This window comes from Escherichia sp. MOD1-EC6162, from assembly GCF_002965125.1.
GTDB lineage: Bacteria > Pseudomonadota > Gammaproteobacteria > Enterobacterales > Enterobacteriaceae > Escherichia > Escherichia marmotae.
Window position 1 is genome coordinate 230,736 of record NZ_PTSB01000002.1, and the last position, 25,163, is coordinate 255,898.

The 25,163-nt window shown below is 49.5% G+C and carries 28 protein-coding genes; 13 read left to right on the plus strand and 15 right to left on the minus strand.

What is annotated here, in order from left to right; all coding sequences use genetic code 11:
* Positions 1 to 53: 53 nt before the first annotated feature.
* From fadD to A9587_RS03240, 4 genes are all read right to left on the minus strand, one after another.
* Positions 54 to 1,739 (minus strand): long-chain-fatty-acid--CoA ligase FadD, encoded by a 1,686-nt coding sequence (gene fadD / locus A9587_RS03225; protein WP_010376141.1) that lies wholly within the window; start codon positions 1,737 to 1,739, stop codon positions 54 to 56.
* Positions 1,740 to 1,943: 204 nt separating this feature from the next.
* The gene (gene yeaY / locus A9587_RS03230; protein WP_000290579.1) at positions 1,944 to 2,525 is read right to left on the minus strand and encodes a Slp family lipoprotein YeaY; all 582 of its coding nucleotides are present in this window, start codon (positions 2,523 to 2,525) and stop codon (positions 1,944 to 1,946) included.
* Between the two features lie 39 nt (positions 2,526 to 2,564).
* On the minus strand, positions 2,565 to 3,260 hold the full coding sequence (gene tsaB, locus A9587_RS03235) for a tRNA (adenosine(37)-N6)-threonylcarbamoyltransferase complex dimerization subunit type 1 TsaB (RefSeq protein WP_001221005.1): 696 nt from the start codon (positions 3,258 to 3,260) through the stop codon (positions 2,565 to 2,567).
* Between the two features lie 57 nt (positions 3,261 to 3,317).
* Positions 3,318 to 5,228 (minus strand): ATP-dependent DNA helicase, encoded by a 1,911-nt coding sequence (locus A9587_RS03240; protein ID WP_000128825.1) that lies wholly within the window; start codon positions 5,226 to 5,228, stop codon positions 3,318 to 3,320.
* A gap of 131 nt (positions 5,229 to 5,359) precedes the next feature.
* Between A9587_RS03240 and A9587_RS03245 the strand changes: the two genes are divergently transcribed.
* The gene (locus tag A9587_RS03245; protein WP_010376144.1) at positions 5,360 to 5,704 is read left to right on the plus strand and encodes a RidA family protein; all 345 of its coding nucleotides are present in this window, start codon (positions 5,360 to 5,362) and stop codon (positions 5,702 to 5,704) included.
* Between the two features lie 419 nt (positions 5,705 to 6,123).
* The gene (locus tag A9587_RS03250) at positions 6,124 to 6,423 is read left to right on the plus strand and encodes a DUF1889 family protein (protein ID WP_001112001.1); all 300 of its coding nucleotides are present in this window, start codon (positions 6,124 to 6,126) and stop codon (positions 6,421 to 6,423) included.
* 91 nt (positions 6,424 to 6,514) lie between these two features.
* Here A9587_RS03250 and A9587_RS03255 read toward each other — a convergent pair whose 3' ends face one another.
* Positions 6,515 to 6,967, minus strand: a complete 453-nt coding sequence (locus A9587_RS03255) for a pentapeptide repeat-containing protein (protein ID WP_000618094.1) — start codon at positions 6,965 to 6,967, stop codon at positions 6,515 to 6,517.
* A gap of 6 nt (positions 6,968 to 6,973) precedes the next feature.
* The gene (locus A9587_RS03260) at positions 6,974 to 7,153 is read right to left on the minus strand and encodes a YoaH family protein (RefSeq protein ID WP_000457334.1); all 180 of its coding nucleotides are present in this window, start codon (positions 7,151 to 7,153) and stop codon (positions 6,974 to 6,976) included.
* Positions 7,154 to 7,226: 73 nt separating this feature from the next.
* On the opposite strand from A9587_RS03260, the gene pabB reads away from it, so the two are divergent.
* The 4 genes from pabB (at position 7,227) to A9587_RS03280 (ending at position 12,446) form a co-directional block, all read left to right on the plus strand.
* A complete protein-coding gene (gene pabB / locus A9587_RS03265) occupies positions 7,227 to 8,588 on the plus strand; it encodes an aminodeoxychorismate synthase component 1 (RefSeq protein WP_001516272.1) in 1,362 nt (453 codons plus the stop codon).
* A gap of 3 nt (positions 8,589 to 8,591) precedes the next feature.
* A complete protein-coding gene (locus A9587_RS03270; protein WP_000456725.1) occupies positions 8,592 to 9,170 on the plus strand; it encodes a CoA pyrophosphatase in 579 nt (192 codons plus the stop codon).
* 183 nt (positions 9,171 to 9,353) lie between these two features.
* A complete protein-coding gene (gene sdaA, locus A9587_RS03275; RefSeq protein ID WP_000624308.1) occupies positions 9,354 to 10,718 on the plus strand; it encodes an L-serine ammonia-lyase in 1,365 nt (454 codons plus the stop codon).
* Between the two features lie 129 nt (positions 10,719 to 10,847).
* Positions 10,848 to 12,446 (plus strand): EAL domain-containing protein, encoded by a 1,599-nt coding sequence (locus A9587_RS03280; RefSeq protein ID WP_001516271.1) that lies wholly within the window; start codon positions 10,848 to 10,850, stop codon positions 12,444 to 12,446.
* Positions 12,447 to 12,449: 3 nt separating this feature from the next.
* Here the strand turns inward: A9587_RS03280 and yoaE are convergent, their stop codons facing one another.
* Together yoaE and A9587_RS25405 are read right to left on the minus strand one after the other, a co-directional pair.
* Positions 12,450 to 14,006 (minus strand): CNNM family cation transport protein YoaE, encoded by a 1,557-nt coding sequence (gene yoaE / locus A9587_RS03285; RefSeq protein ID WP_000395006.1) that lies wholly within the window; start codon positions 14,004 to 14,006, stop codon positions 12,450 to 12,452.
* Positions 13,994 to 14,152: a protein YoaL gene (locus tag A9587_RS25405; protein WP_269471531.1), complete on the minus strand. Its 159-nt coding sequence runs from the start codon at positions 14,150 to 14,152 to the stop codon at positions 13,994 to 13,996. Before A9587_RS25405 ends, yoaE begins: the two co-directional genes overlap by 13 nt.
* Before the next feature lie 316 nt (positions 14,153 to 14,468).
* Here A9587_RS25405 and manX point away from each other — a divergent pair, with 316 nt between their 5' ends.
* From manX to mntP, 5 genes are all read left to right on the plus strand, one after another.
* A complete protein-coding gene (gene manX, locus A9587_RS03300) occupies positions 14,469 to 15,440 on the plus strand; it encodes a PTS mannose transporter subunit IIAB (RefSeq protein ID WP_000150534.1) in 972 nt (323 codons plus the stop codon).
* Positions 15,441 to 15,502: 62 nt separating this feature from the next.
* The gene (gene manY, locus A9587_RS03305) at positions 15,503 to 16,303 is read left to right on the plus strand and encodes a PTS mannose transporter subunit IIC (protein WP_000406934.1); all 801 of its coding nucleotides are present in this window, start codon (positions 15,503 to 15,505) and stop codon (positions 16,301 to 16,303) included.
* A 12-nt stretch (positions 16,304 to 16,315) separates the two neighbouring features.
* A complete protein-coding gene (gene manZ / locus A9587_RS03310) occupies positions 16,316 to 17,167 on the plus strand; it encodes a PTS mannose transporter subunit IID (protein ID WP_001516270.1) in 852 nt (283 codons plus the stop codon).
* Positions 17,168 to 17,221: 54 nt separating this feature from the next.
* Positions 17,222 to 17,680, plus strand: a complete 459-nt coding sequence (locus A9587_RS03315; protein ID WP_000156311.1) for a DUF986 family protein — start codon at positions 17,222 to 17,224, stop codon at positions 17,678 to 17,680.
* 417 nt (positions 17,681 to 18,097) lie between these two features.
* Positions 18,098 to 18,664, plus strand: coding sequence for a manganese efflux pump MntP (mntP, locus tag A9587_RS03325; RefSeq protein WP_001027737.1), 567 nt, complete (start codon positions 18,098 to 18,100; stop codon positions 18,662 to 18,664).
* On the opposite strand, the gene rlmA is transcribed toward mntP, so the two are convergent.
* From rlmA to mgrB, 5 genes are all read right to left on the minus strand, one after another.
* Positions 18,661 to 19,470, minus strand: a complete 810-nt coding sequence (gene rlmA, locus A9587_RS03330; RefSeq protein WP_000010094.1) for a 23S rRNA (guanine(745)-N(1))-methyltransferase — start codon at positions 19,468 to 19,470, stop codon at positions 18,661 to 18,663. The two genes, mntP and rlmA, sit on opposite strands and share 4 nt — an antisense overlap.
* A gap of 166 nt (positions 19,471 to 19,636) precedes the next feature.
* A complete protein-coding gene (gene cspE / locus A9587_RS03335; protein WP_001062678.1) occupies positions 19,637 to 19,846 on the minus strand; it encodes a transcription antiterminator/RNA stability regulator CspE in 210 nt (69 codons plus the stop codon).
* Positions 19,847 to 19,885: 39 nt separating this feature from the next.
* Positions 19,886 to 20,002: a DUF2627 domain-containing protein gene (locus A9587_RS03340; protein ID WP_032141266.1), complete on the minus strand. Its 117-nt coding sequence runs from the start codon at positions 20,000 to 20,002 to the stop codon at positions 19,886 to 19,888.
* Between the two features lie 659 nt (positions 20,003 to 20,661).
* Complete coding sequence (locus A9587_RS03350) at positions 20,662 to 20,949, minus strand: YebO family protein (RefSeq protein ID WP_001006870.1); 288 nt, start codon at positions 20,947 to 20,949, stop codon at positions 20,662 to 20,664.
* 74 nt (positions 20,950 to 21,023) lie between these two features.
* A complete protein-coding gene (gene mgrB, locus A9587_RS03355; protein ID WP_000714549.1) occupies positions 21,024 to 21,167 on the minus strand; it encodes a PhoP/PhoQ regulator MgrB in 144 nt (47 codons plus the stop codon).
* 157 nt (positions 21,168 to 21,324) lie between these two features.
* Between mgrB and A9587_RS03360 the strand changes: the two genes are divergently transcribed.
* Positions 21,325 to 21,564 (plus strand): YobH family protein, encoded by a 240-nt coding sequence (locus A9587_RS03360; RefSeq protein ID WP_001211005.1) that lies wholly within the window; start codon positions 21,325 to 21,327, stop codon positions 21,562 to 21,564.
* 154 nt (positions 21,565 to 21,718) lie between these two features.
* Here A9587_RS03360 and kdgR read toward each other — a convergent pair whose 3' ends face one another.
* Positions 21,719 to 22,510 (minus strand): DNA-binding transcriptional regulator KdgR, encoded by a 792-nt coding sequence (gene kdgR, locus A9587_RS03365; RefSeq protein ID WP_001262177.1) that lies wholly within the window; start codon positions 22,508 to 22,510, stop codon positions 21,719 to 21,721.
* A gap of 176 nt (positions 22,511 to 22,686) precedes the next feature.
* On the opposite strand from kdgR, the gene A9587_RS03370 reads away from it, so the two are divergent.
* Positions 22,687 to 24,060, plus strand: a complete 1,374-nt coding sequence (locus A9587_RS03370) for an MFS transporter (RefSeq protein ID WP_105263221.1) — start codon at positions 22,687 to 22,689, stop codon at positions 24,058 to 24,060.
* Positions 24,061 to 24,106: 46 nt separating this feature from the next.
* On the opposite strand, the gene htpX is transcribed toward A9587_RS03370, so the two are convergent.
* The gene (gene htpX / locus A9587_RS03375; RefSeq protein ID WP_000984500.1) at positions 24,107 to 24,988 is read right to left on the minus strand and encodes a protease HtpX; all 882 of its coding nucleotides are present in this window, start codon (positions 24,986 to 24,988) and stop codon (positions 24,107 to 24,109) included.
* Positions 24,989 to 25,163 lie beyond the last annotated feature (175 nt).

The following is a 25,163-nucleotide window of genomic DNA, read 5'->3' on the forward strand; positions in this document are numbered from 1 at the left end:
TGGGCGTCAAAAAAAACGCCGGATTAACCGGCGTCTGACGACTGACTTAACGCTCAGGCTTTATTGTCCACTTTGCCGCGCGCTTCGTCACGTAATTCTCGTCGCAAAATTTTTCCGACGTTAGATTTCGGTAACTCATCACGAAACTCCACCAGCTTCGGTACTTTATAGCCTGTGAGCTGACGGCGGCAAAAAGTCACCAGTGATTCTTCCGTGAGTGACGAGTCTTTTTTCACCACGAAGATTTTCACCGCTTCACCGCTGGAACCGGAAGGTACGCCAACAGCCGCCACTTCCTGTACACCTGGGTGCTGCATGACCACATCTTCAATCTCATTGGGGTAGACGTTAAAGCCAGAAACCAGAATCATGTCTTTTTTACGATCGACAATGCGCAGGAATCCTTCTTCATCCATCACCGCGATGTCGCCGGTGTGTAACCAGCCATTTTTGATGATTTCATCGGTAGCGTCCGGACGCTGCCAGTAGCCCAGCATCACCTGCGGCCCTTTGACACAAAGCTCACCCGGTTGACCCGGCGGTACTTCGTTATCGTCGTCATCAACCAACTTGGCTTCGGTCGACGGCACCGGCAAACCAATGCTACCGCTATGATAATCAATATCATACGGGTTAACGCTGACCAGCGGTGCACACTCGGTCAGGCCATAACCTTCCAGCAGATATTGTCCGGTCAGTTTCACCCAGCGTTCTGCCACCACTTGCTGAACAGGCATCCCACCACCAGCGGAAAGATGCAGACTGGAGAAATCCAGTTGCTGGAATTCTTTATTGTTCAGCAACGCGTTGAACAACGTGTTAACGCCGGTGATCGCGGTAAACGGATATTTCGCCAGCTCTTTCACCAGCCCCGGAATATCACGTGGGTTAGTAATAAGCAGATTCTGCCCGCCCAGTTCGATAAACAGCAGGCAGTTAATGGTCAATGCGAAAATGTGATACAGCGGCAATGCCGTCACCACCAGCTCTTTACCCGGATACAACAGCGGCCCGTAGGTCGCGTTAACCTGTTCCAGATTTGCCAGCATGTTGCGGTGAGTCAGCATTGCGCCTTTCGCCACGCCAGTGGTGCCGCCGGTGTATTGCAGGAAGGCTAAATCTTCCGGCACCAGTTCAGGTTTTACGTACTGCATCCGGTAACCATTATGCAGAGCGCTACGAAATGAAATGGCATCTGGCAGATGATATTTCGGCACCAGACGCTTGATGTATTTAACAACGAAGTTAACCAGCGTCCCTTTCGCCGTAGAAAGCTGATCGCCCATACGTGTCAGAATCACGTGCTGGACAGCGGTTTTATCAACCACTTTTTCCAAGGTATGGGCAAAGTTGGACACGATGACAATCGCAGATGCGCCGCTGTCGTTGAGCTGATGCTCAAGCTCGCGCGGGGTATATAACGGATTGACATTTACGACGATCATCCCGGCGCGCAAAATGCCGAACAGCGCCACCGGATATTGCAATAAGTTAGGCATCATCAGCGCAACGCGATCGCCCTTCTTCAGCCCCAGCCCTTGTTGTAAATACGCGGCGAACGCACGACTGCGCTCTTCCAGTTTGCGGAAGGTCATCACCTCCCCCATATTCACAAACGCGGGCTTGTCGGCATAGCGCGCGACCGATTGCTCAAACATATCTACCAGAGATTGATAACGGTCAGGGTTGATCTCCGTCGGAACATCCGCGGGATAACGGTTAAGCCAAACCTTCTTCAATTCTTCACCTCTAAAATGCGTGTTCGTCGTCATCGCAACCCCAAGTGATATACATGTTATTAACATAATATTAACTCATCATACCAGCTTGATAATTCCCCAACGAAAAGGTTGCGAAGCGCGTCACTATTTATTTTTATCTTTACTCTAAGAATGCAGAAACAGCGGACCAGCCGCTGTTTCTTTTTCTTTAAAAACAAGCAATTATTCAGTTACAACTGTTTGTACTCTTGCAGGGCCGGGATTATACCAGCCCCATCCGCCGTAGCCATAGGGCCAGCCACGGCCACCATAAAACCACGGATCAATCGGCTGCGGCGGCATAATCACCTGCTGGGTTAAATGCCAACGCTTATAGCCCGTTACCTGCATAACCATAAATTTATAGGGTGTATTGCCGATTTTACCGTCAACCGTACCGGTGATTGGCCCGACAACCGTCACCAGTTGTCCGCGGAAATCAACTGGATCAAGAAAACCGTTCACATCGGCATAAATGCGCCCGCGAGAAGGTTCCCCCAGCGTCGGCCTGGCTCCGCTATCGAGCGGTACGGTGGCAATTTCCAGACGGGTTTTCCCCTGCTGGTTTTGTACCGCGACCACTTTGCCGCCAAAGCGCGCTTCCTGACCAACATACAATTGCGGCGCGCTCATCACCCGAACTAAATCTTGTTGCGGCGTGGGACTGCTGCCTTTAATGGCATCCGGCACAGTGACACAACCGCTCAACATTAGCGCAAACGTACCTGCCAGTATGCCTTTGATAACATTCTTTTGAACCGCCATGATGCGACTCCTTTTTTTCTCAGGGCATACTCTTAAGATTCATTCTTTGCCCGGAAGTTTCTTCCACGCGACGTTGTTACGCAAATAAACCGGCTCGGCATGTTCCACTGCCACCGTTTTGCCTTCAGCAAAGAGCTGGCAGGCAATCGGCAGCATATCTTCTGCGGCGGGCAGTAACACTTCGCCATCGCGCAAAACCAGCCCGCTCTCTTTACCGAGATCCGGCCAGGCTTGCCAGCCTGTCCCCACCGTCACCCATTCACCGGAAAGCTGCTGCATCCGCTCATGAACGAGTTCTGGTTTGAGTACAGCTTCGGTTTCTTCACCGTGCCAGATACCATTTTCATCACGCTGATATTCGGCCCAGTAAACTTCGCCCATTCGCGCGTCAATGGCCGCCAGCACGCGGGTCGCGCCATTTTTGCGCCATGCCCCTTGCGCCATGGTCATTAGCGTGGAGACGCCAATCATCGGCAGCTCCGCGCCAAGCGCCAGCCCTTGTGCAATACCAATACCGATACGCACACCGGTGAAGCTACCGGGACCACGCCCGTAAGCTAATGCGTTTATGTTAGTCAGGGAGGTTCCGCTGGTGGTCAGGATATCCTGCACCATCGGTAAGATTCGTTGAGTATGTTCACGTGGGCAAAGCTCAAAATGAGCGTTGACAGTGCCGTCATTCCACAGGGCGACAGAGCAGGCCTCTGTCGCGGTATCGATAGCCAGAATTCGCATGGGTCTTCGTGCTTAGATCAATAAAAAGGCGCGCATCATACCATACTCCATCACAAATTACCTGGAGGAAGGTATCGCAAGGAAACGAACCGCACGGGCTATATCACGGGTGCGCGGCGCAGGCGGCAGGCTGGCGAGGAACGTCGCGCCGTAAGGGCGCATCACCAGCCGATTGTCGCAAATCACCAGCACACCGCGATCGTCGGCGTCGCGAATCAGTCGCCCTACCCCCTGTTTGAGAGTAATGACCGCATCTGGCAGTTGCACTTCATCGAACGGGTCGCCACCGCGCAAACGACAATCTTCCATTCGCGCTTTTAGTAGTGGGTCGTCCGGCGAGGTAAACGGCAACTTGTCGATAATCACCAGTGACAGCGTATCGCCGCGCACATCCACCCCTTCCCAGAAACTACTGGTTGCGACAAGAAGCGCGTTACCGGCACTGACAAACTGCTGCAACAATTGCCCTTTACTGGTTTCACCCTGCAACAAAACGGGAAGCGTCATGGTGGCACGGAACTGCTCGGCCAGATCGCGCATCATGGCGTGTGAGGTGCAAAGCATAAAGCAGCGCCCATTGTTGGCTTCGATGAGCGGTCGCAACATTGCTGCCAGTTGCCGTGCGGAACCCGGTTGATTAGTTTGCGGCAGGTTACGCGGCACACAGAGTAACGCCTGGCGGCTGTAATCAAATGGGCTGGGTAACAGCAACGACTCGGCCTGTTCGATGCCAAGCCGGGAGGTAAAATGATGCAGATCGTCATTCACTGACAACGTTGCCGAGGTAAAAATCCAGCTTCCGGGTTTTTGTGCCATTAACTCTTTGAATTTATCCGCCACGCTGAGCGGCGTCAGCGCCAGAGTGAAATGACGTGAGGTGCATTCGTACCAGTAACTGTAGCCCGGTTGGTTGATCTCTTTCAGCCGCTTCAGACGTGTGCGATATAACGTGGCACGTTCAAATGCCGCATCCAGCAACGCGGAACGACCCAGCGACAATTTCGCCACGTCGTAACAGAGTTCAAGCGTGTCATCGAGCAGTAAAAACGCCCGCTGAATTTGCGGATTGGCTAACAATTCGCGCAGATTGCCACGATAACCCGGCTCACCGAGTTGCAGGCGAAAATCCTGCGCACTCTGAGCAAGGCGGTCGGCGCACTTTTGTAACTGTTGAGTGTCTTTTAATTCAGTGCGATAGGCGATGGTGATGTCTTTTGCCAGGTCGAGCAGTTGTCGGCTGGAAAGTGACTGACCAAAGTACTGGCTGGCAATATCCGGCAACTGATGGGCTTCGTCGAAGATCATCACGTCCGCTTCCGGGATCAGTTCGCCAAATCCGCTCTCTTTGACCACCATATCCGCCAGAAACAAATGATGGTTTACCACCACTACATCGGCGTCCATCGCTTTTTTGCGTGCTTTGACCACAAAGCAATCTTTATACATCGGGCAGTCGCTGCCGAGGCAGTTATCGTTAGTGCTGGTGACCAGCGGCCATGCCTGAGAATCTTCCGCAACGCTGACGCAGGTGCTGATATCACCATCGACGGTTTGATTGGACCAGGAGCGTAGCAGGATCACATCGCTTAAGATTTGTACCGGCAGATCGCCGCCCGCCAGCGCCTGCTGTTCGAGACGTTCGAGGCAGAGGTAGTTTGAACGTCCTTTCAACAATGCCACATTGCCGGTGTATTTCAGCGCCTTTGACACCGTAGGCAAATCACGGCTGTAGAGTTGATCTTGTAATGCTTTCGAGCCAGTCGAGATAATGACTTTCTTTTTCGCCCGCAGCGCAGGGGCAAGGTAAGCGTAGGTTTTGCCCGTACCGGTTCCCGCTTCCACCACCAGCGGTTGGCTTTTTTCTATCGCCCCGGTGACGGCTACCGCCATCTGTCGCTGTGGTTCACGCGGCTTAAAGCCTGGTATCGCTTTCGCCAACTGACCGTCTGGTGCAAAATCGTCCGTCACACTACCCCCTGTTGATTTGAACAGGGATTATGTCAGGCCAGGCTATTTTTCGCCAGTTGAAGTGATGACGGCGACTTCACATTGTGGCAGTCTTTGCAGCACAAAAATGGAATGATAATGAGGACAAAATGATGACTATCGTTCGTATAGACGCCGAAGCCCGCTGGTCTGATGTGGTGATCCACAACAACACGCTCTACTACACTGGCGTACCGGAAAACCTCGACGCCGATGCTTTTGAGCAAACGGCAAATACACTGGCGCAAATTGACGCGGTGCTGGAAAAACAGGGCAGCAATAAGTCGAGCATTCTGGATGCCACCATTTTCCTGGCCGATAAAAACGACTTTGCGGCAATGAATAAAGCGTGGGATGCCTGGGTTGTCGCGGGTCATGCTCCGGTACGCTGCACGGTGCAAGCGGGACTGATGAATCCGCAGTATAAAGTTGAAATTAAGATTATTGCGGCGGTTTAATTCCGGAAGAGAATTATCGAAAATACTGGTCGATCATGAACAAATCGACCAGTGCTTAAGCTCTTAATTTAGATGGACGGTGCCCCAGTCGGGGGCTTTATTATTTATTTTTTTGATTTCAAGTTTATTTATAAAGAAACGATATTAATCATAAAAACTAAACCACGTGTTAATCACTCAATTAACCTAACCTGTTTTCCGCTGTTGCCCTTACTTACCTGAACAACCAGGCTACGGTACTACGATTCTCTGTTAATTTCGGCACATCACTAGATAACCCGCCATGACCTGCTACCTTTAAAATACCTGAATGTCAACAGGTTAACGAATGAGATATTGTCATAATCCTTTTGATATTAGGCACAATTTAATGTCATATATAGCCTTATCGAAAACGTGGTTAATTTAAGGACAAGAATATGCCTGCTGTAATAGATAAAGCCCTGGATTTCATTAGTGCTATGGATATATCAGCACCAACCCCCAGCTCTATGAATGAAAGTACGGCGAAGGGAATATTTAAATATTTGCATGCTCTGGGTGTACCCGCGACGGCCACCGATATTACTGCGCGAGCTGAACAGGAAGGCTGGAATCCTGGATTCACGGAAAAAATGGTTGGCTGGGCAAAAAAAATGGAGTCTGGTGAACGCGTGGTGATTAAAAACCCTGAATACTTCTCGTCTTATATGCAGGAAGAACTTAAAGCCCTTGTGTGAGTCAAAACTCCAGCACTAAAAATCAATCCGGACGCTTTCATTGATCTTAGAAAAGCGTCCTTTTTTCTCGTTATCAATAAAACCGCTGAATTCAATCAAGCAAAACAGCCCCGCGTTTCTTTGGTTCAAACGCTGCAGGCCAAATGGTTCGCTTGTCATAATGCACCCCGTTGAAACAAACATTCTGAAGATCTGTCCCAGCGAAATTAGCACCTCTTAAATCGGCAGCGGTAAAATCTGCCCCACAAAGTCGTGAATGTCTAAAATCAGCAGCAATGGGGCGTGACTGATAAAAATTACAATTCGTCAGATCGGCGTGATTTAGCCAGGCACACATCAGGGCGGCAGACGAGAGGTCGGCCCCAATAAGGGAGGATGTGATGAAACTGATATTACGCAGATGCGCATCATTAAACCGAGCACCATCCAGACACATGCCATCAAAAATAGCGCGATGTAAATTCATGCCAGAAAAATCCCAGCCGATGAGGCTATCCGTATCAAGATACAGAACGTCATCCGTGACGAAATCGATACGGATCATTGTGTATTACTCGTCTTCATCCTCAAAACGCGCCACAATCCGTTCGCCGGAATGGTTGGCGCGTAACTCTTCGGCTACCAGTGCGATTGCCTGACCGCTGCTCATCCCCTGTGCCATCAATTCCTGAATCCGCTCAACGGCTTTTTGCTGCTGTTCATGGGTGAGTGAAGGTAAACCTGCAAACATTGTTAACTCCTGCTAAATTGTTGGCGCTAATTATTTCATGCTACCCGGCACATAGCCAGTAGAGTCAGGACTAATGAAGACGTTATCTCCCGCTGTGATTACTTTACCCTGGCGTCAGGACGCCGCTGAATTTTATTTCTCCCGCTTAAGCCACTTGCCGTGGGCGATGCTTTTGCACTCCGGCTATGCCGATCATCCGCATAGTCGGTTTGATATTGTGGTGGCAGACCCCGTTTGCACCTTAACAACTCACGGTAATGAAACCGTGGTGTGTGAAGGAGAAACCCGTACAACGACCACTGATGACCCGTTAAAGGTACTCCAACAGGCGCTGGAGCATGCAAACATTCACCCGTTGCATAATGGTAATTTGCCATTTCAGGGTGGCGCACTGGGTTTATTTGGCTATGACCTGGGCCGCCGTTTTGAGTCCCTGCCGGAATTGGCGCTGAGAGATATCAACCTTCCTGATATGGCGGTAGGTATCTACGACTGGGCGTTGATTGTCGACCACCAGCACCGGGTTGTTTCTTTGCTGAGTCATAATGATGTCAATGCCCGTCTGGCGTGGCTGGAAAACCAGCAAATTACACCGCAGGGTGATTTCACGCTAACCTCTGCCTGGCAATCTAATATGAGCCGCGAACAGTATGGCGAGAAATTTCGCCAGGTGCAGGAATATCTGCACAGCGGCGATTGTTACCAGGTGAATCTTGCCCAGCGTTTTCAAGCTACCTATTCTGGTGATGAGTGGCTGGCGTTCGTTAAACTCAACCAGGCCAACCGTGCACCATTTAGTGCCTTCCTGCGCCTGGAGCAAGGTGCGATTTTAAGCCTCTCGCCAGAACGTTTTATTCTTTGTGCTGATGGTGAGATCCAGACCCGTCCGATTAAAGGCACTCTGCCGCGTCTGGCCGATCCTCAGGAAGATAGCAAACAGGCAGAAAAACTGGCGAACTCACCGAAAGATCGCGCCGAAAACCTGATGATTGTCGATTTAATGCGTAATGATATTGGCCGTGTTGCCGTCGCAGGTTCGGTAAAAGTGCCGGAGCTGTTCGTGGTGGAGCCCTTCCCTGCAGTGCATCATCTGGTCAGCACCATAACGGCACGCCTTCCCGAGCAGTTGCATGCCAGCGATCTGCTGCGCGCGGCTTTTCCCGGAGGCTCAATCACCGGCGCACCGAAAGTACGGGCAATGGAAATTATCGACGAACTGGAACCTCAGCGACGCAACGCCTGGTGTGGCAGCATTGGCTATTTAAGTTTTTGCGGCAATATGGACACCAGCATCACTATCCGCACCCTGACCGCGGTTAACGGGCAAATTTACTGCTCTGCGGGCGGCGGTATTGTCGCCGATAGCCAGGAAGAGGCGGAATATCAGGAAACTTTTGATAAAGTTAATCGTATTCTGAAGCAACTGGAGAAGTAAGACGTGGAATACCGTAGCCTGACGCTTGATGATTTTTTATCACGCTTTCAACTTTTGCGCCCGCAAATTAACCGGGAAACCTTAAATCATCGTCAGGCTGCTGTGTTAATCCCCATCGTGCGCCGACCGCAACCGGGTTTGTTACTTACTCAGCGTTCAATTCACCTGCGTAAACACGCCGGACAGGTGGCGTTTCCAGGTGGCGCAGTAGATGACACCGACGCGTCAGTTATCGCCGCCGCGCTACGCGAAGCCGAAGAAGAAGTCGCTATACCGCCTTCAGCCGTTGAAGTTATCGGCGTGCTGCCGCCCGTCGATAGCGTAACGGGTTACCAGGTAACCCCAGTCGTCGGTATTATCCCGCCCGATTTACCCTATCGCGCCAGTGAAGATGAAGTCTCTGCTGTGTTTGAAATGCCGCTCGCTCAGGCATTACATCTGGGGCGCTATCACCCTTTAGATATCTACCGCCGTGGCGATTCACATCGGGTATGGCTTTCCTGGTACGAACAGTATTTTGTATGGGGAATGACCGCAGGCATAATTCGTGAGCTGGCGCTGCAAATTGGTGTGAAACCCTGACTATACTTATCTTTACATCTACAAAACACTACTTGAGACAATCATCGCAATATTAGTTAAATCGCGGTTTTTGATTAGTTTAATTCATGTGAATAGTTAAGCCGATCGCCGCGTTCCCTCTTACACTATGCGCTGTTATTAGTTCGTTACTGGAAGTCCAGTCACCTTGTCAGGAGTATTATCGTGATTAGTCTATTCGACATGTTTAAGGTGGGGATTGGTCCCTCATCTTCCCATACTGTAGGGCCTATGAAGGCGGGTAAACAGTTCGTCGATGATCTGGTCGAAAAAGGCTTACTGGATAGCGTTACCCGCGTTGCCGTGGACGTTTACGGTTCTCTATCGCTGACGGGTAAAGGCCATCATACCGATATCGCCATTATTATGGGTCTTGCAGGTAACGAACCTGCCACCGTGGATATCGACAGTATTCCCGGTTTTATTCGCGACGTAGAAGAGCGCGAACGTCTGCTGCTGGCGCAGGGACGGCATGAAGTGGATTTCCCCCGTGACAATGGGATGCGTTTTCATAACGGCAACCTGCCGCTGCATGAAAACGGGATGCAGATCCACGCGTATAATGGCGATAAAGTTGTTTACAGCAAAACTTATTATTCCATCGGCGGCGGTTTTATCGTCGATGAAGAACATTTTGGTCACGATGCCACCAACGAAGTCAGTGTGCCGTATCCGTTTAAATCTGCAACCGAGTTGCTGGCGTACTGTAATGAAACTGGCTATTCCCTTTCCGGCCTGGCAATGCAGAACGAACTGGCGCTGCACAGTAAGAAAGAGATCGATGACTATTTCGCGCATGTCTGGCAGACCATGCAGGCGTGTATCGATCGCGGAATGAATACCGAAGGCGTATTGCCTGGGCCGCTGCGTGTTCCGCGCCGTGCATCTGCCCTGCGCCGGATGCTGGTTTCCAGCGATAAACTGTCTAACGATCCGATGAATGTTATCGACTGGGTGAACATGTTTGCGCTGGCAGTGAACGAAGAAAACGCCGCAGGTGGGCGCGTGGTGACAGCGCCTACCAACGGTGCGTGCGGCATTGTTCCGGCAGTGTTGGCCTATTACGACCACTTTATTGAATCGGTCAGCCCGGATATCTATACCCGCTATTTTATGGCCGCTGGGGCAATTGGCGCGTTGTATAAAATGAACGCTTCTATTTCCGGTGCTGAAGTGGGTTGTCAGGGCGAAGTCGGCGTAGCCTGTTCAATGGCCGCCGCAGGCCTGGCTGAATTGTTGGGCGGTAGCCCGGAACAGGTTTGTGTGGCAGCGGAAATTGGGATGGAACACAACCTCGGTCTGACCTGCGATCCGGTGGCCGGTCAGGTTCAGGTGCCATGCATTGAGCGTAATGCTATTGCATCGGTGAAGGCGATCAACGCCGCACGCATGGCTTTACGCCGCACCAGTGCTCCGCGCGTCTCGCTGGATAAAGTCATCGAGACAATGTACGAAACCGGTAAGGATATGAACGCCAAGTACCGTGAAACCTCTCGCGGTGGTCTGGCAATAAAAGTCCAGTGTGACTAATACTTTTCTTTCGCCCATCTGCAACGGATGGGCGAATTTCCCCCGCTTTCTCGTCTGCTGTAAATTTCCCCACTACACTTCCACTGTTGCGTCAGGCGTTTGTTGCCATACGCTTACAGGGCGGCCCGCATGCAAAAAGCACAACGGATCATCAAAACTTATCGCCGTAATCGAATGATTGTTTGTACAATTTGCGCACTCTTTACGCTTGTGGCGACACTAAGCGTGCGATTTATTTCACAGCGTAATTTAAATCAACAGCGGGTGATACTTTTCGCCAATCACGCGGTTGAAGAGCTGGATAATATATTGCAACCCCTTCAGGCGGGACGCGAGATGTTACTTCCGTTGATTGGCCTCCCTTGCTCAGTCACTCATTTGCCTCTACGCAAACAAGCCGCAAAACTGCAAACGGTGCGTTCTATTGGTCTGGTACAAAACGGTACACTTTACTGCTCCAGCATCTTTGGCTATCGCAATGTTCCGGTTCATGATATTCAGGCCGATTTGCCCGCCCCACAGGCTCTTTTGCGCCTTACCACCGATCGCGTATTGATTAAAGGTAGTCCAGTGCTGATCCAGTGGTATCCCTCTCAATCACATACTGGCGATGGCGTTCTGGAGATGATCAACATTGACCTATTGACGACGATGTTACTGGAACCGCAGTTGCCGCAAATTAGAAACGCCAGCCTGACGGTGGCTGATCGCCATTTACTCTATGGTGACGGTCTGGTTGACGCTTTACCTCCACTTAATGGCAATGAACGTTACCAGGTTTCATCGCAGAACTTCCCTTTTACCATCAGCGTTAGCGGCCCTGGCGCGACAGCGCTGGCGTTGCATCATCTTCCCAGCCAGTTTCCACTGGCGGTACTGTTGAGTTTACTGGTGGGTTACATCGCATGGCTGGCAACCGCCCATAGAATGAGTTTTTCGCGCGAAATTAATCTTGGCCTCGCGCAACATGAATTCGAGCTATTCTGTCAACCTTTACTAAACGCTCGTAGCCAGCAATGTGTTGGTGTAGAAATATTGCTGCGCTGGAATAACCCGCGTCAGGGGTGGATCTCACCAGATGTATTTATCCCTATCGCGGAAGAACATCATCTGATAGTGCCGCTTACCCGTTATGTGATGATGGAAACCATCCGCCAAATCCACGTTTTTCCAATGAGCAGCCAGTTTCACATTGGGATTAACGTCGCCCCCAGCCATTTTCGCCGCGGCGTGTTATTGAAGGATCTCAATCAATATTGGTTTAGTGCTAACCCGATTCAGCAACTCATCCTCGAAATCACCGAGCGCGATGCCTTACTGGATGTCGATTATCGGATTGCCCGCGAACTGCATCGTAAAAACGTCAAACTGGCGATTGATGACTTCGGCACCGGCAACAGTTCGTTTTCCTGGCTGGAAACGTTACGCCCTGATGTGCTGAAAATCGATAAGTCTTTCACCGCTGCAATTGGTTCCGATGCGGTTAACTCGACGGTAACCGATATCATCATCGCATTGGGGCAAAGACTGAATATTGAACTGGTGGCGGAGGGCGTAGAAACGCAAGAACAGGCGAAGTATTTACGCCGTCATGGGGTGCATATTTTACAAGGGTATTTGTACGCGCAGCCGATGCCACTGCGTGATTTCCCAAAATGGCTGGCGGGCAGCCAACCGCCGCCCGCCCGGCATAATGGGCATATCACGCCCGTCATGCCATTTCGTTAATGATTATTCGTCTTCGTCGTGCGCCAGTTGCTCTTTAACAATGCGAACCAGATCAACACGATAATCATTAGCTTCAACAATGGTGATATGTAACGGCCCTACGTCAATCACATCGCCAGCACGCGGGATGTGACCATTTGCAGAAATCACCAGACCTGCCACCGTCGCGATATCATCGTCATCGGCAAGGTGCTCAACATCAAGCGCCTGCTGTAAGGCATGTAAGTCTGTACCGCCTTTTACCAGCCAGCCGTCGCCGTCAGTAATGATTTCCGGCGTTTCATCAGCGTCCGGGAACTCACCGGCAATGGCTTCCAGCACATCCAGAGGCGTGACCAGGCCTTGCACCACACCAAACTCGTTGGTAACGATAACAAAACTACCGCGAGCACGACGCAGCACGCCCAGCAGGTTGATCGGATCGAGGGTTTCCGGAACGATAATCGCCGGAGAAGCCGAGGCAATTGCTGCGACATCAACGCCATCTTCCAGCGCCACCAGCAGTTCTTTAGCACGCACGATACCGATGATTTCATCCAGTTCACCGCGACATACCGGGAACAGACTATGTGGCGAAGAAAGCAACTGCTCACGGATTTCATCAACACCGAGATTAGCGTCAACCCAGCTAATTTCGCCGCGCGGTGTCATAATCCCACGCAGAGAGCGAGACGCCAGTGTCAGCACGCCGTTAATCATATATCGCTCTTCTTCCGCAAACGCGCCTTCCGGCACAGGGATCGGCATCGGGTTATCGGCATCGTGCTGAACGTTCGCCTGACGTTTACCCCCCATCAAACGCAGGATGGCATCGGCAGTACGCGCACGCAGCGGTAAAGCTGACTGATGACGAATAAAGTTACGGCGCGCAATTTGGTTAAACACTTCGATGATGATCGAGAAGCCAATCGCGGCATACAGGTAACCTTTCGGAATATGGAAGCCAAACCCTTCAGCAACCAGGCTCAGACCAATCATTAACAAGAAGCTCAGGCAGAGCACCACCACTGTAGGATGCTGGTTAACGAATCTCGTCAACGGTTTCGACGCCAGCAACATGACCGCCATCGCAATCACCACCGCCGCCATCATCACCGGCAGGTGGTTGACCATCCCAACTGCGGTAATCACCGCATCCAGCGAGAAGACGGCATCGAGAATGACAATCTGCGTTACTACCACCCAGAAGCTGGCATAACCTTTACCGTGACCGGAATCATGATCGCGGTTTTCCAGCCGTTCATGCAGCTCCGTTGTCGCTTTAAACAGCAAGAATATCCCCCCGAACAACATAATCAGGTCGCGACCAGAGAAGGAAAAATCCATCACGGTAAATAGCGGTTTGGTCAGCGTGACCATCCATGAAATCAGCGACAGCAGTCCCAGACGCATGATCAGCGCCAGCGACAGTCCTAACAAACGAGCTTTATCACGTTGTTTCGGTGGCAGTTTGTCGGCAAGGATGGCGATGAAAACCAGGTTATCGATACCCAGCACGATTTCAAGAACGACAAGCGTGAGTAGCCCCACCCAAATCGAGGGGTCCATTAAGAATTCCATGACAAGCTCCTGCTTAAGGAATAGCTATTCGGCGCCAGAAATAATGCAGGCGTAACAACAAAATGCAAACAAAAGGTGCGGCAAAAAGTGCCAGAAAGGCAGGCGCTGAAAGGCCTGATGCTGAAATGACGTCGGTGACGATCCATACTGCGGGCTGCTGCCCTATACTCCTTGGTTGTTAAACGGGAGTTAAACATATCAGAGAGACCTCTGATTTGGCAAAGATTTACCTTCCTTTGCAAACAAATGTGACGAAAATATTTTCTCTTTCGGAATTTTGATAATCCAAAGTTAAATTACGGATCTTCATCACATAAAATATTTTTTTCGATATCTAAAATAAATCGCGAAACGCAGGGGGTTTTTGGTTGTAACCCTTATCTGAATCGATTCGATTGTGGACGACGATTCAAAAATACATCTGGCACGTTGAGGTGTTAACAATAATAAAGGAGGTAGCAAGTGACCATTGCTATTGTTATAGGCACACATGGTTGGGCTGCAGAGCAGTTGCTTAAAACGGCAGAGATGCTGTTAGGCGAGCAGGAAAACGTCGGCTGGATCGATTTCGTTCCAGGCGAAAATGCCGAAACGCTGATCGAAAAGTACAACGCTCAGTTGGCAAAACTCGACACCACTAAAGGCGTGCTGTTTCTCGTTGATACATGGGGAGGCAGCCCGTTCAATGCTGCCAGCCGCATTGTCGTCGACAAAGAGCATTATGAAGTGATCGCAGGCGTTAACATTCCAATGCTGGTGGAAACGTTAATGGCTCGTGATGATGACCCGGGCTTTGATGAACTGGTGGCGCTGGCAGTAGAAACAGGCCGTGAAGGTGTGAAAGCACTGAAAGCCAAACCGGTTGAAAAAGCAGCTCCCGCCCCCGCTTCGGCGGCACCCAAAGCGGCCCCAACTCCGGCAAAACCAATGGGACCAAATGACTACATGGTTATTGGCCTTGCGCGTATCGACGACCGTCTGATTCACGGTCAGGTAGCTACCCGCTGGACCAAAGAAACCAATGTCTCCCGTATTATTGTTGTTAGTGATGAAGTGGCTGCGGATACCGTTCGTAAGACACTGCTCACCCAGGTCGCACCTCCGGGCGTAACAGCACACGTGGTTGATGTTGCCAAGATGATTCGCGTCTACAACAACCCGAAATATGCTGGCGAACGTGTAATGCTGTTATTCACCAACCCGACAGATGTTGAGCGCCTCGTTGAAGGCGGCGTGAAAATTACCTCTGTTAACGTCGGTGGTATGGCATTCCGTCAGGGCAAAACCCAGGTGAATAACGCGGTTTCGGTTGATGAAAAAGATATCGAAGCGTTCAAGAAACTGAATGCACGCGGTATCGAACTGGAAGTCCGTAAGGTTTCCACCGATCCGAAACTGAAAATGATGGATCTGATCAGCAAAATCGATAAGTAACGTATTGTGTTGATTATCACTCAGTTTTCACACTTAAGTCTTACGTAAACAGGAGAAGTACAATGGAGATTACCACTCTTCAAATTGTGCTGGTATTTATCGTAGCCTGTATCGCAGGTATGGGATCTATCCTCGATGAATTTCAGTTTCACCGTCCGTTAATCGCCTGTACCCTGGTGGGTATCGTTCTTGGGGATATGAAAACCGGTATTATTATCGGTGGTACTCTGGAAATGATCGCTCTGGGCTGGATGAATATCGGTGCCGCAGTTGCGCCTGACGCCGCTCTGGCTTCTATCATTTCTACCATTCTGGTTATTGCAGGTCATCAGAGCATCGGTGCCGGTATCGCGCTGGCAATCCCGCTGGCCGCTGCGGGCCAGGTGCTGACCATCATCGTTCGTACCATCACCGTTGCTTTCCAGCACGCTGCGGATAAGGCGGCTGAGAATGGCAACCTGACGGCAATTTCCTGGATCCACGTTTCTTCGCTGTTCCTGCAAGCGATGCGTGTGGCTATCCCGGCCGTAATTGTTGCGCTGTCTGTAGGCACCAGTGAAGTTCAGAACATGCTGAACGCCATTCCGGAAGTGGTGACCAATGGTCTGAACATTGCTGGCGGCATGATCGTGGTTGTTGGTTATGCAATGGTTATCAACATGATGCGTGCAGGCTACCTGATGCCGTTCTTCTACCTCGGCTTCGTAACCGCAGCATTCACCAACTTTAACCTGGTTGCTCTGGGTGTAATTGGTACTGTTATGGCAGTGCTCTACATCCAACTTAGCCCGAAATATAACCGCGTAGCTGGTGCGCCTGTTCAGGCTGCTGGTAACAACGATCTCGATAACGAACTGGACTAACAGGTGAGCGAAATGGTTGATACAACTAAAACTACCACCGAGAAAAAACTCACTCCGAGTGATATTCGTGGCGTCTTCCTGCGTTCTAACCTCTTCCAGGGTTCATGGAACTTCGAACGTATGCAGGCACTGGGTTTCTGCTTCTCTATGGTTCCGGCGATTCGTCGCCTCTACCCTGAGAACAATGATGCCCGTAAACAGGCGATTAAACGTCACCTCGAATTCTTTAACACCCAACCGTTCGTGGCTGCGCCAATTCTGGGCGTAACCCTGGCGCTGGAAGAACAGCGTGCTAACGGCGCAGAGATCGACGACGGTGCTATCAACGGTATCAAAGTAGGTCTGATGGGTCCGCTGGCAGGCGTGGGTGACCCGATCTTCTGGGGTACGGTACGTCCGGTTTTTGCAGCACTGGGAGCCGGTATCGCGATGAGTGGCAGCCTGTTAGGTCCGCTGCTGTTCTTTATCTTGTTTAACCTGGTGCGTCTGGCAACACGTTACTACGGCGTAGCGTATGGTTACTCCAAAGGTATCGATATCGTTAAAGATATGGGTGGCGGCTTCCTGCAAAAACTGACGGAAGGGGCGTCTATTCTCGGCCTGTTTGTCATGGGGGCGTTGGTTAACAAGTGGACACATGTCAACATCCCTCTGGTCGTCTCTCGCATCACCGACCAGACGGGTAAAGAGCACGTTACCACTGTCCAGACCATTCTTGACCAGTTAATGCCAGGCCTGGTGCCGCTGCTGCTGACCTTTGCCTGTATGTGGCTGCTGCGCAAAAAAGTTAACCCGCTGTGGATTATCGTTGGCTTCTTCGTCATTGGTATCGCTGGTTACGCTTGCGGCCTGCTGGGACTGTAATACTGTTGTACACTACCGGGGCCTTTTGGCCCCGTTTTTTTATCTGGAGGATTAATGACAATCACGGAACTGGTACTGATTCTGTTCATCGCCGCACTGCTTGCTTTTGCGATATACGATCAGTTCATCATGCCCCGCCGCAACGGCCCCACCCTGCTGGCAATTCCTTTGCTCCGGCGCGGTCGCATCGATAGCGTTATCTTTGTCGGGCTGATTGTCATTCTTATCTATAACAATGTAACCAGCCATGGCGCACAAATAACCACCTGGTTATTAAGTGCACTGGCGCTAATGGGATTTTATACTTTCTGGATCCGGGTTCCGAAAATCATCTTCAAACAAAAAGGGTTTTTCTTCGCCAATGTTTGGATTGAATATAGCCGAATTAAAGCGATGAACTTATCGGAAGATGGTGTACTGGTGATGCAATTAGAACAGCGCCGTTTGTTAATCCGCGTCCGAAATATCGACGATCTGGAAAAGATTTATAAACTTCTAGTTTCAACTCAATAAGTTATCAACTTAGCCAAAGCTATGTGTAGTGTATTTTTAATAACCAGACATAGCTTAGGCTATATTACGCCGTCCCTTATTTGTTATTATTTTTAACGTTTTATTGATATATAAATCTAAATGAAAATCGTTATCAGTAATAGCAATGGAATAATATATTCTGACAGTTGTTTTATATTCTCAAAATATGTTAAGGTTGCGCCCTCATTTGGGGAGTAGCCGATTTCCAGACTCCGGAAATGTACGTGTCAACATACTCGTTGCAAAACGTGGCGCGTACGGACTGAACATTTTCAGTCAGGCGAGACCATATGCACATCAATCGCTATGCCTGCATGAGCGCTTCTTGTCGTTCGTGTGTGCATGTTTGCTGGGGGCGATGATGTGTTTTATGGATACCCCGGTCAGGACATTGTCATGAATATCACTGCTACTGTTCTTCTTGCTTTTGGTATGTCGATGGATGCCTTTGCTGCATCAATCGGTAAAGGTGCCACCCTCCATAAACCGAAATTTTCTGAAGCTCTGCGAACTGGCCTTATTTTCGGTGCCGTCGAAACGCTGACGCCGCTGATTGGCTGGGGGATGGGCATGTTGGCCAGCCGTTTTGTCCTCGAGTGGAACCACTGGATTGCGTTTGTACTGCTGATATTCCTCGGCGGGCGAATGATTATTGAGGGTTTTCGCGGTGGAGATGATGAAGATGAAGAACCGCGTCGTCGTCACGGTTTCTGGTTGCTGGTGACTACCGCAATTGCCACCAGCCTGGATGCAATGGCTGTTGGTGTTGGTCTGGCCTTCCTGCAAGTGAACATTATCGCGACTGCGCTGGCGATTGGCTGCGCCACCTTAATCATGTCAACATTAGGCATGATGGTGGGCCGCTTTATCGGTTCAATTATTGGGAAAAAAGCGGAAATTCTTGGCGGGCTGGTGCTTATTGGCATTGGCGTCCAGATCCTCTGGACGCACTACCACAGCTAATTTATTCGTTGCCAGACGTGAATATTAAAATCCGTCTGGCAATTAAATTCTTCTTTTGCTGCCAACGCTTGCCATACCTCTGGCTTTGCGCGCCAGGCAAACGGCGTCATCTGTAACAACGCAACCGCCTCATCTCCGCGCAGGCGCATCGGATAATGTAATTCATTACTCCGCTGCAGCTCAAAACCATCCAGTTTCTCAGCATGGGGCGCATGTAGATGTACTTCGTCGTAAATTAAACCCTTCAGCTCCATTAAATGCCGTGGCCCAGGAGTAGCGGTAATGACCCACCCACCCGGTTTGACTACTCGCGCTAATTCTTCTGCTTTGCACGGTGCGTAGATACGGATAATGGCATCCATACTGGCATCAGAAAACGGCAGACGGTGGCTGGAAGCGACACAAAAGGTGACCTGCTGATAGCGTTTCGCAGCAGCTTTAATCGCGACCTTAGAGACATCCAGACCAAAAGTCGTCACGCCAGGTAAGACATCGGCAAAAGCATGGGTGTAGTACCCTTCCCCACAACCAATATCCAGTATCGCCGTTGCGTGCTGCTCAAGACATTCACACAATTGAGCGACAATCGCATCGCGAAGCGGCTGATAATGACCGGCATCTAAAAATGTACGCCGCGCTTGCATCATTTCCGCACTATCGCCCGGATCGCGAGAACGTTTATGCTGAACGGGCAGCAAATTAACATATCCCTCTTTCGCCATATCAAATTGATGCCGTTGGGGACAGATATAGCTGTTTTTTTCAAGCGCTAAAGGCTGATGACAAAGTGGACAGGAAAATGACATGACAACTCCGGCAGGATACTAAAGGCCGCAAGTGTAACGCGAATCGCACGACTGGCAAATATCCGGAGACAGGAACGAAAATAAAACAAAGTAAAAAGCCTCGTAAATTCGACGAGGCTTTATAGCGAGATTGAAGCGCGTTTACACTTCAGATCAGTGGATTCGATCAGATAGCTGTTACGTTAACAGCCGCCGGACCTTTCTGGCCGTCCTGAATTTCGAACTCAACGTTCTGGCCTTCGGCCAGAGTTTTGAAGCCATTACCCTGGATAGCAGAGAAGTGTACGAACACATCTTTGCTGCCATCTGCCGGAGTAATGAAGCCAAAACCTTTAGACTCGTTGAACCACTTAACCTGACCTTTAATCTTTGCCATTTGAAAAATTCCTTAGATTGTTTTCTTCGCCCGCAGGCATTACAGAGATAAAACTGACACATTACTGCATGAGGCACTAATATAAGGCTCGGCAGAGAAGCGGTATTCAACGACAACGTGTTTACTCAGGACTTCTTTACTGAAAATGCCACACATAAACAGAACTGTACCTCGTTTAACCCGAAACTGTTATCACATACAACGTTAATTATGGCAAGCCATTTTTAAACATGTCTCGATCAGCCGCACAAATCTCGATACGCCTTCCACTTTTTTTGCACACTTATGCAACGGAATACGTGCCGATATATCGATGCACTTAACCATACCATTACACGCAGATACTTGACCTGATGCAGTTTCTAACATAGTTCAATAAGTTCAGTTCTTCCAGAGCAGCAGTACAAGTTATTACGCAATGCGAGCGATATCACTTTTTATGATATATAACGAATAAAATGTTATATAACTTCACCCAATAAAACAGATAGTTAACAACATACACAGGTGAAATGAAGAAACCAGACTTAATGCTCATTATTAATTTAAAATAAGAAAAATTGATGAATTACTAAAAAGTGAAGGGAGAAACGTTTCGCTAATAAATAATACCGCAATTGATCACAATTCCGATGTAAACATCCCAATAGCTTAGTGCGATTAATATCTTTTTCCGATACCGCTATTATGAAATAAATAACACGATAAATAATCGAAGTCAGACCAGAGTATTAATTTGAATCAATTGCACCACTATAGTGCGGATAAGATGAGTAACCCATCAGCATTAGGGCTACTCAAATTTTGAGGAAAGATTACCGTTCCGCTACCAGGCGGATGATATCTTCATCTTCAGCCGTTTTTAGGTTCTCAGCAGTATTCGCATCCGTTTTTTCAGGTTCGTTTGCTTCGCACAAACGACGTAACAGTGCATTTTGCCGTTTTTGCTGTTCCAGCAATGCCTCAAGAAGTTCAATCTGTTCGTTAGTCCGTGAACTGGCACGGTTGATGAAAAACCACAAGATGAGCCCAATAGCGAGAATTACCACCGATACAACCAAAGACGCAACGTTCATTACGCCTGAATTTACAACTTCGTTCATTTCACCACCTCTAAGTAGAGGTGTCATTCTACCACTGCCACACAGGAAGGAAATCTACTGCTGAAAAAATGATATCACCACGGGATAAATTGATTGATGGCACAAATTCCGCTGAAAAATTGTACATCCTGATCGCACATCATGTTGAATACCTGCGCCCATAGCAGCAAGCAAGCCAGCACAGCAACAACCAGAACGACCCATCGAAACTTTTTCACTCCATTCTCCGTTTAACCTACCTTATGTCATTAAACTATCATGCGTTAGTTAAACAGCGCCTAACCATGTCGATATTCGTGCTTTTTCGGAACTATACGCTTGCTTCAGTCCATATTACCGCTACGATTAAGCGAACAAAAAAGAGAAGAGGTCATAATGCGATTCATTATTCGCACAATTATGTTGATAGCACTGGTATGGACAGGATTATTACTAAGCGGATATGGTGTTCTGATTGGAAGCAAGGAAAATGCCGCTGGGTTAGGGTTGCAATGCACCTATCTGACGGCCCGGGATACCAGTACGGTACAATACCTGCACACTAAAAGTGGTTTTTTCGGGATAACCGATTGCCCACTGTTACGTAAAAACAATATCGTCGTCGATAATGGCTAATAGATTAAGGTATAAATACCCACATTAAACTCAATGAATAAAACGTACACTTATCACCAACGTATACGATATTACGCCAGCCATCAGTAACTTTATTTAACCCCCACCAGATAAGAACCTGTCTGAATATTATACAGACAGGTTCTAACTCTAATCAGAACGGATAGTCGTGATACCCCATTTGCGAGGAAATTTTACGTGCGGCCGTATGCAACATAGCTACGTACTCCTGCAAACGCTCTTCAGAGAAACGCAGCGTTGGGAAGGAGATGCTCAGACCGGCAATAACCACACCAAAGCGGTCAAATACCGGAACCGCGATACAACGTAGTCCTTCTTCCTGCTCTTCGTTATCTTCCCCATAACCTTGCTCGCGCACCTGGTCCAACACCGGTAGTAACGCTTCGGTACTGGTAATGGTACGATCGGTACTGCGTTTATACTCAACGCCCTCAAGGATCTGCTTCACTTCATCACGATCGCGCCAGGCCAGCAGCACTTTACCAATCGCGGTGCTGTAAAGCGGATTACGACGACCAATCCGTGAATACATGCGCAAATTGTACATAGAGTCAATTTTGTGGATGTAAACAATGCTGTCTTCGTCCAGTGCGCCAAGGTGGATGGTTTCTTTCGTCAGGCGGGAGATTTCGCGCATCTGGATATCTGCGCTACGAATGAGATCGACGTTTTGTAAGGCACGAGCCCCCAACTCAAACAATTTCAGGGTCAGAGAATATTTCTCCGACTCCCCTTCCTGCGCCACATACCCCAGGGTTTTCATGGTCTGTAAAAAGCGATAAACGGTGCTTTTTGACATCATGACGCGCTGTGACAGCTCGGTTATCCCTATTTCGCGCTCTTCGCCCAGCGCCTGTAAAATGCCAAAAACCTTCAGTACAGAAGATACAGAATCAGGCTGTTTATCCAGATCTGCGTTAGCCATTTATCACCTCATTGCGAGTGTTTTATAAAAATCAGAACTGTTTTTTATTATAATTTCGCGCCTGGGTGGTCGCAATCCATCTTTTGCCGGTTAGTTACAATTCTGCGACATCCGCCGTGAATATCAGTGCTAGAATCATAACCCTGTTGATTATCATCCAAAGATATAAAATTCCTATGCCAAAAGTTCAGGCCGATGGCCTGCCGTTGCCTCAGCGATACGGCGCGATTTTAACCATTATTATCGGTATTTCGATGGCGGTCCTCGACGGCGCTATCGCCAACGTCGCCTTGCCAACTATTGCTACTGATCTTCACGCCACGCCAGCCTGTTCTATTTGGGTGGTGAATGCCTATCAAATCGCGATTGTCGTCTCCCTGCTTTCGTTTTCGTTTCTGGGAGATATGTTTGGCTATCGACGCATTTATAAATGCGGCCTGGTCGTATTTCTGCTGTCATCGTTGTTCTGTGCCCTTTCTGATTCGCTGCAAATGCTAACTCTGGCGCGTGTAATACAAGGTTTTGGTGGCGCAGCACTAATGAGCGTCAATACTGCTCTTATCCGGCTAATCTATCCACAGCGTTTTCTGGGGCGGGGAATGGGAATTAACTCGTTTATTGTCGCCGTCTCCTCTGCTGCCGGGCCAACTATCGCCGCGGTAATCCTCTCCATCGCGTCATGGAAGTGGCTATTTTTAATCAACGTACCGTTGGGTATTATCGCCCTGCTTCTGGCAATGCGTTTTCTGCCACCTAATGGTTCTCGTGCCAGTAAACCACGTTTTGACCTGCCCAGCGCCGTGATGAACGCGTTAACATTTGGTCTGCTTATTACCGCGTTGAGTGGTTTTGCTCAGGGGCAATCGCTGACGTTGATTGGTGTAGAACTGGCGGTAATGGTTGTCGTTGGTATTTTCTTTATTCGTCGTCAGCTTTCTCTTCCCGTGCCGCTGTTGCCAGTGGATTTACTGCGTATTCCGCTTTTTTCACTGTCTATTTGCACGTCTATTTGCTCTTTCTGCGCACAGATGCTGGCAATGGTCTCCCTGCCCTTTTATCTGCAAACGGTGCTCGGACGTAGTGAAGTGGAAACAGGTCTACTTCTGACCCCATGGCCGCTGGCAACAATGGTGATGGCACCGCTGGCAGGTTATCTGATAGAACGCGTGCATGCTGGGTTACTTGGAGCTTTAGGGTTGTTTATTATGGCGGCGGGGCTTTTTTCGCTGGTTCTCTTGCCTGCTTCACCTGCCGATATCAATATCATCTGGCCTATGATCTTGTGCGGTGCCGGTTTTGGATTATTCCAGTCACCCAATAACCACACCATTATTACTTCCGCCCCGCGGGAACGTAGCGGCGGTGCCAGTGGCATGTTAGGTACGGCTCGTCTGCTTGGTCAGAGTAGTGGCGCAGCGTTGGTGGCACTGATGTTAAATCAGTTTGGTGATAATGGTACGCACGTCTCGCTGATGACCGCGGCTATTCTGGCAGTAATCGCTGCCGGTGTTAGTGGTTTACGGATCACCCAGCCACGATCCCAGGCATAAAAAAAGCGCGTCAACCTGGACGCGCTTTTTGAGTATTTATTTCATCTTACTTCAGGTATTCACCCGTGCGCAGAGCCTCAATACGTTTATCCAGCGGCGGGTGGGTCATGAACAGCTCGCTCAGCGATTTTGACTTACCGTTAATGCAGAAAGCCATCATGCTGGTTGCTTCTTGCGGTTCATAGCTGGTTTTCAGGCGCTGTAGCGCAGCAATCATTTTTTCACGGCCAACCAATTTGGCTGAACCGGCATCAGCGTGAAATTCACGGTGACGCGAGAACCACATGGTGATAATGCTCGCCAGAATACCAAACACTAACTCCAGTACCGTCGCAACTGCAAAGTAGATCAGCGGGTTGCCGTTACTCTCTTCGCCTTCGTCGCGGTTACCGCCCATGAAGCCAGCGGCCAGTTGTGCCAGAATACGGGAAATAAAGATAACAAAGGTGTTCACCACGCCCTGAATCAGCGTCATGGTAACCATGTCACCATTAGCAATGTGGCTAATTTCGTGGGCAATTACCGCCTCGGCTTCATCCGGGCTCATGTTTTGCAACAAACCCGTGCTGACAGCAACCAGAGAGGCATCCCGGCGCGCACCGGTTGCAAAAGCGTTAATGTCCGGCGCATGGTAGATAGCCACTTGTGGCATAGCAATCCCAGCCTGACGCGCCTGGGTTGCAACAGTATTGATCAGCCAACGTTCCCTTTCGTTACGCGGTTGCTCGATCACTTCCCCGCCAACAGATCGTAATGCCATCCATTTGGACATCAGAAGCGAAACGAAGGAACCACCGAAGCCGAACAGCAAGGCCATAATCATCAGCCCCTGAACGCTGCTCGACTGTATCCCTGTCAGGCTCAGTACCAGCCCGAAAACGACCATAACGGCCAGGTTCGTTAGCAGGAAGAGCGCGATTCGCATCATAATTTTCTTTTTACCTCAGTTTAACAAAACGCAATATGCGATACCCACATCGTATGGGTTACTCGACTATTTTCAAGTCTGGATAGAGCGTAAGTCACCAGAAAGACACAACTTTACATTTTGTAGCATCTGATTTACGGCATCTTGCCGCTGTTAAAAAATCAGGCACAATTTC

Bases quoted from the DNA above. Each gene is read 5' to 3' on its own strand.
- mntP (WP_001027737.1), top strand. From the start codon at position 18,098: ATGAATATCACTGCTACTGTTCTTCTTGCTTTTGGTATGTCGATGGAT.
- tsaB (WP_001221005.1), bottom strand. From the start codon at position 3,260: ATGCGAATTCTGGCTATCGATACCGCGACAGAGGCCTGCTCTGTCGCC.
- A9587_RS03245 (WP_010376144.1), top strand. From the start codon at position 5,360: ATGACTATCGTTCGTATAGACGCCGAAGCCCGCTGGTCTGATGTGGTG.
- htpX (WP_000984500.1), bottom strand. From the start codon at position 24,988: ATGATGCGAATCGCGCTCTTCCTGCTAACGAACCTGGCCGTTATGGTC.
- A9587_RS03250 (WP_001112001.1), top strand. From the start codon at position 6,124: ATGCCTGCTGTAATAGATAAAGCCCTGGATTTCATTAGTGCTATGGAT.
- A9587_RS03315 (WP_000156311.1), top strand. From the start codon at position 17,222: ATGACAATCACGGAACTGGTACTGATTCTGTTCATCGCCGCACTGCTT.
- A9587_RS03370 (WP_105263221.1), top strand. From the start codon at position 22,687: ATGCCAAAAGTTCAGGCCGATGGCCTGCCGTTGCCTCAGCGATACGGC.
- manY (WP_000406934.1), top strand. From the start codon at position 15,503: ATGGAGATTACCACTCTTCAAATTGTGCTGGTATTTATCGTAGCCTGT.
- A9587_RS03255 (WP_000618094.1), bottom strand. From the start codon at position 6,967: ATGATCCGTATCGATTTCGTCACGGATGACGTTCTGTATCTTGATACG.
- A9587_RS03360 (WP_001211005.1), top strand. From the start codon at position 21,325: ATGCGATTCATTATTCGCACAATTATGTTGATAGCACTGGTATGGACA.
- pabB (WP_001516272.1), top strand. From the start codon at position 7,227: ATGAAGACGTTATCTCCCGCTGTGATTACTTTACCCTGGCGTCAGGAC.
- yeaY (WP_000290579.1), bottom strand. From the start codon at position 2,525: ATGGCGGTTCAAAAGAATGTTATCAAAGGCATACTGGCAGGTACGTTT.
- manZ (WP_001516270.1), top strand. From the start codon at position 16,316: ATGGTTGATACAACTAAAACTACCACCGAGAAAAAACTCACTCCGAGT.
- A9587_RS03340 (WP_032141266.1), bottom strand. From the start codon at position 20,002: ATGTGTGGCATTTTCAGTAAAGAAGTCCTGAGTAAACACGTTGTCGTT.
- A9587_RS03280 (WP_001516271.1), top strand. From the start codon at position 10,848: ATGCAAAAAGCACAACGGATCATCAAAACTTATCGCCGTAATCGAATG.
- yoaE (WP_000395006.1), bottom strand. From the start codon at position 14,006: ATGGAATTCTTAATGGACCCCTCGATTTGGGTGGGGCTACTCACGCTT.
- rlmA (WP_000010094.1), bottom strand. From the start codon at position 19,470: ATGTCATTTTCCTGTCCACTTTGTCATCAGCCTTTAGCGCTTGAAAAA.
- cspE (WP_001062678.1), bottom strand. From the start codon at position 19,846: ATGGCAAAGATTAAAGGTCAGGTTAAGTGGTTCAACGAGTCTAAAGGT.
- kdgR (WP_001262177.1), bottom strand. From the start codon at position 22,510: ATGGCTAACGCAGATCTGGATAAACAGCCTGATTCTGTATCTTCTGTA.
- A9587_RS03350 (WP_001006870.1), bottom strand. From the start codon at position 20,949: ATGAACGAAGTTGTAAATTCAGGCGTAATGAACGTTGCGTCTTTGGTT.
- A9587_RS25405 (WP_269471531.1), bottom strand. From the start codon at position 14,152: ATGGATCGTCACCGACGTCATTTCAGCATCAGGCCTTTCAGCGCCTGC.
- A9587_RS03260 (WP_000457334.1), bottom strand. From the start codon at position 7,153: ATGTTTGCAGGTTTACCTTCACTCACCCATGAACAGCAGCAAAAAGCC.